Origin of the sequence: Oceanispirochaeta sp. M1, from assembly GCF_003346715.1 — a bacterium.
In the GTDB taxonomy this organism is placed as follows: domain Bacteria; phylum Spirochaetota; class Spirochaetia; order DSM-2461; family DSM-2461; genus Oceanispirochaeta.
The window spans coordinates 1-11,207 of the sequence record NZ_QQPQ01000076.1 but is presented as its reverse complement, the minus strand read 5'-3'; the positions used below and the strand labels follow the sequence as shown (position 1 = coordinate 11,207).

Annotated in this window: 11 protein-coding genes; 10 read left to right on the top strand and 1 reads right to left on the bottom strand. The window is 41.8% G+C overall.

Annotation, left to right across the window (positions count from 1 at the left end; all coding sequences use genetic code 11):
• The 10 genes from DV872_RS27055 to DV872_RS25000 all read left to right on the top strand — a co-directional run.
• Nucleotides 1-202 (top strand): hypothetical protein (locus tag DV872_RS27055; protein WP_216664450.1); only part of this gene is annotated, 202 nt, incomplete at its 5' end.
• A gap of 342 nt (nt 203-544) precedes the next feature.
• Nucleotides 545-1,699, top strand: a complete 1,155-nt coding sequence (locus DV872_RS25040) for a uroporphyrinogen decarboxylase family protein (protein ID WP_196167407.1) — start codon at nt 545-547, stop codon at nt 1,697-1,699.
• Between the two features lie 103 nt (nt 1,700-1,802).
• Nucleotides 1,803-2,819 (top strand): TRAP transporter substrate-binding protein, encoded by a 1,017-nt coding sequence (locus tag DV872_RS25035; RefSeq protein ID WP_114632710.1) that lies wholly within the window; start codon nt 1,803-1,805, stop codon nt 2,817-2,819.
• 62 nt (nt 2,820-2,881) lie between these two features.
• Nucleotides 2,882-3,445 carry a TRAP transporter small permease gene (locus DV872_RS25030; protein WP_114632709.1) on the top strand — a complete coding sequence of 188 codons (564 nt, stop codon included), beginning with the start codon at nt 2,882-2,884 and terminating at the stop codon, nt 3,443-3,445.
• A complete protein-coding gene (locus DV872_RS25025) occupies nt 3,442-4,722 on the top strand; it encodes a TRAP transporter large permease (protein WP_114632708.1) in 1,281 nt (426 codons plus the stop codon). Before DV872_RS25030 ends, DV872_RS25025 begins: the two co-directional genes overlap by 4 nt.
• Nucleotides 4,723-4,823: 101 nt before the next feature.
• Nucleotides 4,824-5,582: a 2-dehydro-3-deoxy-D-gluconate 5-dehydrogenase KduD gene (gene kduD, locus DV872_RS25020; protein ID WP_114632707.1), complete on the top strand. Its 759-nt coding sequence runs from the start codon at nt 4,824-4,826 to the stop codon at nt 5,580-5,582.
• A gap of 59 nt (nt 5,583-5,641) precedes the next feature.
• On the top strand, nt 5,642-6,400 hold the full coding sequence (locus DV872_RS25015) for an IclR family transcriptional regulator (protein ID WP_114632706.1): 759 nt from the start codon (nt 5,642-5,644) through the stop codon (nt 6,398-6,400).
• An 89-nt stretch (nt 6,401-6,489) separates the two neighbouring features.
• Nucleotides 6,490-7,518: a zinc-binding dehydrogenase gene (locus tag DV872_RS25010; protein ID WP_114632705.1), complete on the top strand. Its 1,029-nt coding sequence runs from the start codon at nt 6,490-6,492 to the stop codon at nt 7,516-7,518.
• A complete protein-coding gene (locus tag DV872_RS25005) occupies nt 7,515-8,462 on the top strand; it encodes an aldo/keto reductase (RefSeq protein WP_114632704.1) in 948 nt (315 codons plus the stop codon). Before DV872_RS25010 ends, DV872_RS25005 begins: the two co-directional genes overlap by 4 nt.
• Before the next feature lie 36 nt (nt 8,463-8,498).
• Nucleotides 8,499-9,257 carry an IclR family transcriptional regulator gene (locus tag DV872_RS25000; protein WP_114632703.1) on the top strand — a complete coding sequence of 253 codons (759 nt, stop codon included), beginning with the start codon at nt 8,499-8,501 and terminating at the stop codon, nt 9,255-9,257.
• A 16-nt stretch (nt 9,258-9,273) separates the two neighbouring features.
• Here DV872_RS25000 and DV872_RS24995 read toward each other — a convergent pair whose 3' ends face one another.
• Nucleotides 9,274-10,848 carry an HD domain-containing phosphohydrolase gene (locus tag DV872_RS24995; RefSeq protein ID WP_114632702.1) on the bottom strand — a complete coding sequence of 525 codons (1,575 nt, stop codon included), beginning with the start codon at nt 10,846-10,848 and terminating at the stop codon, nt 9,274-9,276.
• Nucleotides 10,849-11,207 lie beyond the last annotated feature (359 nt).

Here is an 11,207-nt window from a genome sequence, read left to right as displayed (position 1 = left end):
TCATAATGGTGACTACCTATTGATTAAAATGTCCTGCTGGAGAAACTCCGGTAGTGTTCTTGCTAATATGGCCATGCCTAACGCATGGTTTAAAGATCTTGGTCTGTTTCATTTGACTGATGTGAATGCTGGTCCAGTCGTCCCTATTTCGGGATATTTTGAACAGGAGCCGTATACGAGGTCCGTACGTACGGTTCTGTAAGAGGGATGAAAAGAGACTCTTTGAGAAAAGGTCTCTTTTCACCCTACTTAATATATGTTCGCCCGGCAGTACGCATTACCCGGGGAGATCTTATTAGCTGCCAAGTGCTGCTGTCATCGAAAGGTTACGGGATGGTTCATTTATTTCAGATTGGGAGAGGTGCATGGTGGAATGCCCGTAAATCTCATACCCCCATATTTCAAAATTAAAATAATAAAAATAAAAGTTGACTCATCACTATTCTGATATATAATGAAAACAGATTTCATAATGTGAAAACATGGAAAATGATTTTATAGTTTCAAAAAGAGAGATTTTTAGTTGATGACATCCTTAAAAAGAATGAAACTTGCCCTTAACCATAAAGAAGCAGACAGGGTTCCTTATGACCTGGCAGGAACGACAGTAACAAGCATTTCCGGTATAGCTTGGGAACGCGCCATGAAACATCGGGGGCTCTCTCCCGAATTTGATGATTCCAAAACAGTAGATATTGTTTCCCAGATAATAATTCCCCCTGAAGAAAAACTTGTAGAACTCAAAGTTGATACCAGACGGATCGGAGCCGGACGGGTTCTGGATCAGGATAAATCACTGAAGAAAGAGGGTGATACCTGGTCATTTATTGACCAGTACAACTGCCGCTGGGAAATGGTTGAAAGAAAGGATTATTACTTTAATCAGACCAGTCATCCCCTGGAGCAGTATGAAGACATTCAGGATGTTCTCAAAAATCTTACAATACCCGATCTGAGCTGCAGAAAGGCTGAGTACTATGAACTCTTTGATAAACAGAGAGCCGAACTGGGAGAGGCTGCATTGGTTGCCGACAGAAACTGCGCCGGACTGACAGAGATGTTCCTCCGATTCAGGGGTTATGAAAACGGTTATATGGATATGGCACTCTATCCCGATGAAAGCCGTGAGCTTATGGACCTGATTGCAGAGCATAAGATGCAGTACTGGGATATTTTCGGTGATTATATTGTTGACAGAGGACTTCAGGACAGCTTCCTGGTTGCTGCTGAATGTGATGATCTTGGAACTCAGCAATCTCTGCTTGTTTCTGAAGGAATGCTGGAGGATATTGTCTTTCCTTCAATGACTAAATATATCAGTTTTATTAAAAATAAAATTCCTGGAATCAAGGTCTTCTTCCATTCATGTGGAGCCGTAAAACCTCTTATTCCCAAATTTATTGAAACAGGAATTGATATTTTGAATCCCGTACAGTACACAGCATCTACCATGGATCTAAAGGGTCTGAAAAGGGATTTTGGAGAGGATATTTGTTTTTGGGGCGGCGGTGTCGATACTCAGGAGGTCCTGTCCAAAGGCAGCCCTGAAAGAGTTCGTGATGAGGTGAAAAAGAACCTGGATATTATGGCTCCCGGTGGAGGCTTTGTCTTTGTGCCGGTTCATAACATACAGGAGGATGTACCTCCCGAGAATTTCTGGGCAATGTGGGATGCCTGGAACGATTTTTCAGCTTATTAAGTTGGCCATTATTTAAAAAAAATATATTAAAGCAGATTTGGGTTTTTACCCATAAAAAGAAGAATCACGGATGTATATCCGGATAAAAAATTGAGGAGTTATTATGAAAAAGAGTCTAGTCGTTTTAATGATGCTGATGGTTTTCCTGTCCTTTGGATGGGCAGAAGGTCAGAAAGACAGCGGATCTGATGAAACGGAAATTTACACAATGAAATTCGGTCATTCTATGCCCACTGAAACTTCACGTCATCAGTCCCTGCTGAAGTTCAAGGACTATGTTGAAGCAGAATCTGAAGGTAGAATTGTAGTAGAAATCTATCCTTCCGGACAGCTTGGTAAAGAAGCGGAAATGCTGGAAGCCCTGAAACTGGGAAGCCAGGAAGGTTACCTCGGTGGTGTCTTTGATTCAATCACTCCCAAGCTGAACCTCTACCTTATGCCCTTCCTTTTTGCTGATCAGGAAGCTCTTATGAGATTTGCCAATTCTGATCTCGCTGATGAAATCAACAAAGATGCTGAACAGTATGGAATCAAACTGCTTGCCAATGGTGATGCAGGTTCAAGAAACGTAACCAACAACATCAGACCTGTTCATACTCCCGCTGATATGGTTGGACTTAAAATGAGAACACCCCCCGTTGAAGCTATTATCAAAACTATGGAAGCACTGGGTGCCAACCCTGTGTCTATTCCTTATGTAGAAGTATATATGGCTCTTAAAACAGGTGTTGCCGACGGTCAGGAAAATCCCTACATGAATATTGCAACAATGAAGTTCCAGGAAGTTCAGAAATACATGACAGTTATGCATTATCTATTCAACCCTGAGCCCTTCTGTGTAGCTCTTGACTGGTTTAACACACTGCCTGCAGATCTTCAGAAAGTAGTTGATATGGGTGCTGATGTTTATACCGAAAGCCAGAATAAAATGCGTGCCGACAGTTCTGATGAGTATCTTCAGATCATCAAGGATGCTGGTGTTGAAGTTTATACTCCCACTGCAGTTGAAAGAAAAGAATTCATCGATGCATGTGCTCCCGTATATGAGTACTACATGGGTAAAGGTTTCTTTACTCAGGCCGAACTGGATAAAGCAATTTCCATTGCCTCCGGTAAATAATATCTGACTGATTTTGACAGGCCGTTCTTCAGAGCGGTCTGTTTTCAAATCCGAGGTTTAAAATGAATAAATTTCTTAAAATATTAGATAAAGTTCTGTCTGTATACTGTTACTCCATGATGGGTATTCTGGCAGTCAGCATAATTCTATCAGTATTTCTCCGTTATGTTTTCAACATAACTTTTGTTAAGGGAGAAGAGGCCATAACAATGGTTTTCGTCGCTACCACATTCTACGGAGCGGCATTGGGCATTCGTGAGCGTGATCACATTAGTATTGCCTATTTCAGCGAGAAAGCAAACGATCGTATGCGCGGTTATATTGATATATTGGTAAATCTGGTAATCATCTTTGTATTGTATTATCTGTTCAAGAACAGCCTTGTTTGGATCGATAAAGTCGGGAATGTTAAATCTCCCGGACTCCAGGTAGCTACAAAGTATCTGTATGTAATGGTTCCCATCAGTTGTGTCCTCTCCATTTTTTACTGCATTATTAATATTCTCAGTGTATTTATTTCTATTGATGAGCCTGAATACGGTTATGACCGGAATGAGATTCATTTAGAGGAAGCTGAAGTGCTTGGTGAGGAAATTGGATTTAGCAAAAAGGAGGTTAAATCATGAGTCTATTTTTAATGATGTTTTGCCTCTTTGTGCTGATACTTTTAAGTGTACCCGTTGCTTATTCGCTGGGTGCATCGGGATTGCTTTATCTGCTTCTAGAGCAACCAGCATTTATTTCTACTCTTCCTCAGAGAGTATGGTCCGGAACAAACAGTTTTGTAATTATCGCCATGCCCCTCTTTATTCTAGCCGGTGAGCTGATGAATAGAGGCGGCCTGACTAAAAGACTTATCAACTTCAGTCTTCTTACAGTAAAGCCTATTCGCGGTGGACTGGGAGAGGTAAATGTTGTAGCCAGTATGATTTTCGGAGGAATCTCCGGATCTTCTGTTGCTGATACTTCAGCTCTTGGTTCAGTTCTGATTCCCCAAATGATCAAAAAAGGATACAGCAAAGGGTTTGCTACAGGTATCACCGTTGCTTCCTCCACTATGGGGATGATTATACCTCCTTCTGTACCTATGCTGATGTATGCCATGATATCTGGTGCTTCTGTTGGAAAACTTTTTCTTGCCGGCCTTATTCCCGGTGTCCTTATCGGTGTTTCACAGCTAGTAATTGTTTACCTGTATTCAGCGAAAAAAGGCTATCACCCTCCTCGGGAAAAGATAAGCATGGATGAGATTACAAAGACTACCCGTGATGGAATTCTGGCAATTATAATGCCTCTTATTATTGTTCTCTCTATTTCATTTGGTGTGGCAACAGCCAGTGAATCTGCAGGAATCGCAGTATTGTATTCATTGCTTCTGGGATTCTTTATCTACAAAGAACTGAAGGTGAAGCATCTCCCGGGCATTCTAAAAAAGACAGTAATGATGTCCAGTTCCATTATGATCATTGTAGGTTTTTCCATGATCTTTACCTGGATTCTGGCTGTTGAACAGATTCCTGCCATGGTAGCCAACTTTATGCTGAATCTTGATGTTCATAGATTCTGGATTCTTATCTTTGTAGATATTCTGATTCTTTTTATTGGTACTTTTGTTGATGTAACTCCAGCACTTCTGCTTCTCTGTCCCATTCTCATTCCTGTAATGGGCTACTTCGGAATTGGAGATCTGCAGTTCGGTGCCATCATGATTACAGGTTGTGCTGTAGGACTGGTAACACCTCCTGTCGGGATGTGTCTGAATGCGGCAACAAAAATTTGCGGACTGCCTATCACACAGATATTTAAGAGTGCTCTGCCCTTTATTGTCTGTAACCTGATTGTTCTGCTTTTGGTAACATTTGTTCCCGAAATCAGTACATGGCTGCCCTCTCAGTTTATGTAGCACTAAGATGCTGACCCTTCGGCGCTGTGGCGGGGAAAATTATTTATGTAAATATTACTGTAGGTAATAAAATAAAATATTTGTTCTATAGGAGAACACAAATGGCAATTAGTTTTGATTTAAAAGGTAAAGTAGCAATTGTTACAGGTTGTAGTACAGGACTGGGACAGGGAATCTGTCTTGGTATGGCTGAAGCCGGTGCCAAGGTTGTAGGTGTAGACTATGTTGCTGCCCCTGAGACAGCAAAGATGATTGAAGAAAAAGGCGGAGAGTTCCTCGGAATAGAGGCCAACTTGATGACAATCGATCCCATTCAGGGCATCGTAGACCAGACTGTCGCCAAATACGGTTCTGTAGATATTCTCGTGAATAATGCCGGAATCATCAGAAGAGAAGATTCCATCAACTTTTCTGAAAAAGACTGGGATGATGTAATGAATATCAACATCAAGACAGTGTTTTTCTTCTGTCAGACTGTTGGAAAACAGTTTATGAAGCAGGGCAACGGCGGAAAGATCATCAACATCGCCTCCATGCTCTCCTTCCAGGGTGGAATCAGAGTCCCCTCCTATACAGCCAGTAAGAGTGCTGTCATGGGTGTAACCAAACTTCTGGCCTGTGAATGGGCAAAAGATAATATCAATGTAAATGCAATCGCCCCTGGTTATATGAATACAAACAACACAGAAGCACTCAGAAATGATCCTGAAAGATCAGCAGCAATTCTGGGACGTATTCCTGCAGACCGCTGGGGACTTCCTTCAGATGTCGCAGGTCCTGCTGTATTCCTGGCGTCTTCCGCTTCGGACTATGTAAACGGGTATACCCTTGCCGTAGACGGTGGATGGTTAGCTCGCTAAAATGTAGTGACTGAATCGGGAGAAAATTCTCCCGATTGATTTGAATCTGGAGGATTTCTATGGCTGTTCAAATACTGGACAAATCTTTTTTAGTTTTGGAAACATTGTCCCGTGATTTTGCGGGTCTGAGCGTTTCTGAGTTATCAAAAAAGGTTGATCTTAATATAACTACAGTTCATAGAATCCTCGGTACTTTTTCAGATAGAGGATATATCCAGCAGGATAGGGATAAACGTTACAGTTTGAGTCAGAAATTTATTGAATTATCAAGTTCCTATCTGAATGGACTTGATTTGAAGGGTGTTGCCGGCTCTTTTTTAAAGAAGATGTCATCAGAATTGCAAATGACCGTTTTTCTGGCCACTTTGATGGATAATCAAGCCGTTTATATTGATAGGCATGATAGTTTTAATAAGCTGAGACGTTATACAAGCATAGGTGAGCGGAAGCCCCTGTACTGTACAGCACTGGGTAAATCCCTACTTCTGGGATTTAGTACTAAAGATATTGATAGATATATTGAGAATTGTGATTTTGAAAGATTTACTGAAACTACTGTCAGCAGTAGAGAACAGCTTCTCAAGGATCTTGAAACCAGCTCCATCAGAGGCTGGTCGGTTGATTATGAGGAAGTTATTGAAGGCATTATCTGTTTTGCCGCCCCTATTTATGATTACCGGGGACATATTATTGCTGCTATGAGTACCTCTATCAATAAAGAAGATATGAATCCTGCAAGTCAGGATAAAATAATAAATACTCTCATTGAAGTGTCACGGCTAATATCAGAAAAAATGGGATATCGGCCTTCCGAGTAATAGCTCTGGTCGAGGTCTTTAGAACCTTCGACCTTAAGTGTCAAGAATCTCAGAGCAATTCTATTGCTCTGAATGGTTAGGAGAAATAAATGAGTAAAGCAGCCCTTTATAAAGGGAATAAAATAATAGAAGTTGTAGAAAGAGAAGCACAGCCCCTGAAGCCTGAGGAAGTACGCCTCGAAGTAGCATACTGCGGGATTTGTGGCACTGACAGACATGCCTACCATGGTGTTATGGATGCCAGAATAGGTAAAGATGCCATTATCGGGCATGAGATGTCCGGTGTTATCAGAGAGTGCGGATCTGCGGTTAAAGACCATAATATCGGTGATACAGTTGTTGTCCGCCCTCTGGACTGGTGTGGTGAATGTCCCACCTGTAAGAGAGGATTTACACATATCTGTGAAAACCTGAACTTTATCGGTCTGGATTCTGAAGGTGCCTTTCAGTCTTCCTGGAATGTAAATCAGAGAATCCTGCATAAGGTTCCCGAAGGTGTAAGTCTGAAAGATGCTGCTCTGGTAGAACCCCTGGCTGTAGCCTGTCATGATGTGCGTCGCTCGGGTGCTACATCTGATGATTTTGCTTTGATTATCGGCGGCGGCCCCATCGGAATTCTTATTGCACAGGTTCTTAAAAGTAAGGGTGTAACCTTTGTCCTTTCCGAAGTAAATGAAACCCGTCTCTCAATTGCCGAGTCACTGGGTATTAAAACCCTTAATCCCACTAAAGATGATATTCCTGCAGCCCTGAAAGAGATGAATAACGGGTCTCTGGCTGATATCGTATTTGAAGTTTCAGCTTCTCAGCCCGGAGCACTCTCCATGACCGCCTTTGCCCGTCCCCGTGGTAAGATCGTACTGGTAGGTATTTTCGGTTCAAATCCCGAAGTCTGTCTGAAGGACTTCTTCTGGAAAGAGCTTGAGCTGTTTGGTGCCAGAGTATATGCGGCCGAAGATTTTGATGAGGCTCTTCAGGTTTTAAATAGAGACGATTTTCCTGCGGAGTCAATTATATCAAAAATATATCCTCTGGAAGAGATGGAACAGGCCTTTAAAGATCTTGATGAAGATCTCTCTGTTATGAAAATTCTTGTACAGTGTGGAGACTTGAAATGAAGAATATTAAGATAGGAAATAAAGGTATCAGCAGTTCTGAGCTCTGCCTGGGAACTATGTACTTCGGTATCAAAGTGCCCGAAGATGAATCCTTCCGCCTGATGGATTATTACTATGATCAGGGCGGCCGTTTTTATGATACCGCCAATAAGTATGCAACCTGGATTCCTGGATTCCCTGAGCCTGTGGGAGAGCTGATGTTGGGCCGCTGGATCAAATCCAGATCAAATAGAGCTGATGTTCAGATCGCCACAAAGATGGGTTTTCCCTACGGTGTTGTTCCTCTGGGACTAAAAAAAGAGCTGATTATCCAGGAAGTGGATAAGAGTCTGAAGCGTCTTGGTGTTGAGCAGATTGATCTGCTCTATGCCCATACCGATGACTATGACACTCCCCAGGAAGAGTATATGGAAGCCTTTGATTCCGTTGTTAAATCCGGAAAGGTTAAAGCTCTGGGTTCAAGTAATTTTTATGCCTGGCGCATGGCGGCAGCTAATGAAATTGCAGAGAAGAACGGATGGACTCCCTTCAGCTGTACACAGGCAAAGCTCTCTGTTCTCTGGCCTAAAGTAAATGCTAATTTTGGGAGACAGCTCCCTGTCACTGCTGAAATGCTGGATTACTGCAAGGTTCAGGATATAGCACTACTCTGTTATTCTCCCCTCCTGCAGGGATTTTTCGGAAGAACAGACCGAGATATGCCTGCTGATTACGATACTCCCCAGAATAATGAGATTTTGAACTATTTCAGAGATGCTGCGGCAGATATGAATGTTTCAGCCAATACGCTGGTTCTGAGCTGGATGAGAGAGCAGGGAATGATTCCCCTTATTACAGGAAGTTCACTGCAGCAGATCAAGGAGAACATAGATTCACTGGATTATAGTCTAAGCAAAGAGATCAGCGACAAAATTGCCGGTCTGTATTATCCTCACAGGGAATAAATAAGTAAAAAGGAAGGGGCTGGGAGAACCAATATCATGAGCATTCAATCCATAGACAGAGCATTTGACATAATAGAACTTGTTTCTCATAATTCCCAGGGAATCAATCTGAGTGATATGGCGGCAGCTCTGTCACTTCCCATCAGTACGGTTTATAGAATTACAGCCGATCTGGTGAAAAAGGGATATGTCGATAAAAATACGGCTCTGAATACCTATAAAATCGGTTCAAAATTCCTGGAATTGACCAGCCCCTTTCTTGTAAACCTGGAACTCAAAACGGAAGCCCATCCCTTTCTGATGGAATTATCGGCGCAGGTCGGCTTTCCTGTGTTTCTGGCAGTTATGATGGATCATGAAGTCTCTTATCTGGATAAAGTTGATTCCACAGAGAGGCCCGGAGAGTATTCCATCATAGGGCAGAAACGTTCTCTTTTTACCACATCTCTGGGTAAGGCCCTGCTGTTCAATCATAGCGATGACAATATTCTGAAGATAATAGAGGAGAAGGGGATGGTTCACTATACTCTCTACTCTATAACTGAGCCCCGGAATTTTCTGGATGATCTGGGAAAGTGCAGAGACAGAGGATGGTCATCTGATAATCAGGAGGACCGTCTGGATTTCCGATGTGTGGGAGTTCCCATATCCGGACATGCTGATAATATTGTTGCCGCTATCAGCTGTAGCTGGGATAAGAGTTTCTTTGGAACAATTAAGCCCGAAGACATGGCCGCAAAGGTCCGGATCTGTGCTGACAAAATTTCTGAGCATCTTGTAAATCAATCAAATTAAATCATTTTCATTAATATTAAGAGTCGGGATATTTTTTCTGAATTTCCATAATAGCATCTCTATTTTCAAAGAAGAGTTCAACCAGGGGTGGATCAAAAGCTATTCCCTTTTCCTTTTTAAGAAGGTCGAATATCTCCTGCTCCGGCCATGCATCTTTATAATAGCGCTTATTGGCAAGAGCATCAAAAACATCAACTATAGCAGTTAAACGGGCAGCCCAGGGTATCTCTTCTCCGCTGATATTATTGGGATATCCTCCCCCCTCCCATTTCTCATGGTGATTCAGGGCTATTTCGGCGGCAATCCTGATTGTCGAAATGGTGGAATCCTTTAAGATTGCATATCCAGTACTGGTGTGTTCCTTGATAATAGCGAACTCTTCTGTTGTAAGTTTTCCAGGTTTTCGCAGTATGGCATCATCAATGGCAATTTTTCCGATATCATGAACCATGGAGGCTATGCTTAAATCATCACATTCCTCATCGCTTTTCCCGGCTTTTTTTGCCATCAGATAGACCATTTCGGATACTCTGCGGACATGGGAGCCTGTCTCTCCATCTCTGTATTCGATCAGTTCCCCCAGCATCATAATAATCTGCTTCATACCGCCTATCATCTTCTTATTCATAAAGAGCCGGTCAAAGGCAAAGCTGAAATTAGTCAGAAAGAGGCGGATCATATCTTCATTTATCTCATTGACTTGACCCTCGAGGTAGATAAGGTTCTCTGAATTGTCATAACCTTTATAATACCCGATATAGCACTCATTATCCTTTTTATAGTAGAGGGTCCTTTCTCTCTTTGATTTGAGGAATTCTGTCAATTCAACTTTAAGATTCATCTCATTAAGAGGTTTTTCACATTCCCCGGAAAAACGTCCTGTACCTGCAATCAGATGAAACTGATTTTCCTGTGAATAGGCTATGAAACTGTCTTCTTTTGGAGCTCTCATGGTGCTGGCCATAAAGGCATCACTGTGAAAATTTCTCAGATTATTCAGCTGGCTGAGAAGGCCTGAAAAGAATTCTTTCAGATTATTATAATGATAAAAATCAGCGGATGACGCAATGACCATCTCCAGGCCTTTTTTGTGATTGGCCAGTTTACGTAGATCCCGGTAGTTGCGGATTGCGGTGTGGAGGGTCGTGGTGAATTTCTGGGCAGTGAGTTCTGCTTTAGATTTATAGTCGTTGATGTCGTAGTCTATGATGACTCTTTCTTCGGGTGCGATCCCGGGCTGGCCTGTTTTCAGAATAATTCTGGTCATGTCATTTTTCAATACATTCCTGGTATATTCAACAACATCGAGACCTGAGGTATTCTCCTCCATAACCACATCCAGCAGGATTACTGCGATATCATCATTATCCTTCAGAGCCTGAATTGTTTCTTCACCGCTATAGGTATCTATAAATTCAATACCTGCGCCTTCAAAGATGAAGTTTTTAAGTACCAGCTGGGTGACCGTATGTACATCCTTATCATCATCAGCAACAATGACTTTATACTTATAACCGTATTCTGTTTTAGGTACTGCCGGAGCAGCCGCTGCAAAGCGGAGGAGCTTCTCTTCTGGCTTATTCTCAGACATGTTCTGGTTTCTCCTGATGACAAGTAAATCTCTTTGAATCTTCTAAAAATGGAAGTATAAGTGCGAGCTTATATTATCATATTTTTATAGGGTTTGAAAGTTTGGATGACAATTGTCTTATACTCTCTCCTCTTATGGTTCATTATCGTAAAAACTTTTGAAATTAACTTGAAGAAGAGAGGACAGAGGAGTGATTTTTTTTATAGAATATGCTCTGCTGAAATAATATAAATCACAGCTGTCCAAGATAAAATTGCTTCATAAAAACAGCCCCATTTGACCATCTGAAAAAAACATTGATTCTGCCATTGGTTTTGGCTTATTCAACCATAGCCAGATATCTTTTTTCATGAACAATA

What these genes read in the sequence shown, in the direction of transcription:
- DV872_RS25040 (WP_196167407.1), top strand. Translation starts at nt 545, where the DNA reads ATGAAACTTGCCCTTAACCATAAAGAAGCAGACAGGGTTCCTTATGAC.
- DV872_RS25035 (WP_114632710.1), top strand. Translation starts at nt 1,803, where the DNA reads ATGAAAAAGAGTCTAGTCGTTTTAATGATGCTGATGGTTTTCCTGTCC.
- DV872_RS25030 (WP_114632709.1), top strand. Translation starts at nt 2,882, where the DNA reads ATGAATAAATTTCTTAAAATATTAGATAAAGTTCTGTCTGTATACTGT.
- DV872_RS25025 (WP_114632708.1), top strand. Translation starts at nt 3,442, where the DNA reads ATGAGTCTATTTTTAATGATGTTTTGCCTCTTTGTGCTGATACTTTTA.
- kduD (WP_114632707.1), top strand. Translation starts at nt 4,824, where the DNA reads ATGGCAATTAGTTTTGATTTAAAAGGTAAAGTAGCAATTGTTACAGGT.
- DV872_RS25015 (WP_114632706.1), top strand. Translation starts at nt 5,642, where the DNA reads ATGGCTGTTCAAATACTGGACAAATCTTTTTTAGTTTTGGAAACATTG.
- DV872_RS25010 (WP_114632705.1), top strand. Translation starts at nt 6,490, where the DNA reads ATGAGTAAAGCAGCCCTTTATAAAGGGAATAAAATAATAGAAGTTGTA.
- DV872_RS25005 (WP_114632704.1), top strand. Translation starts at nt 7,515, where the DNA reads ATGAAGAATATTAAGATAGGAAATAAAGGTATCAGCAGTTCTGAGCTC.
- DV872_RS25000 (WP_114632703.1), top strand. Translation starts at nt 8,499, where the DNA reads ATGAGCATTCAATCCATAGACAGAGCATTTGACATAATAGAACTTGTT.
- DV872_RS24995 (WP_114632702.1), bottom strand. Translation starts at nt 10,848, where the DNA reads ATGTCTGAGAATAAGCCAGAAGAGAAGCTCCTCCGCTTTGCAGCGGCT.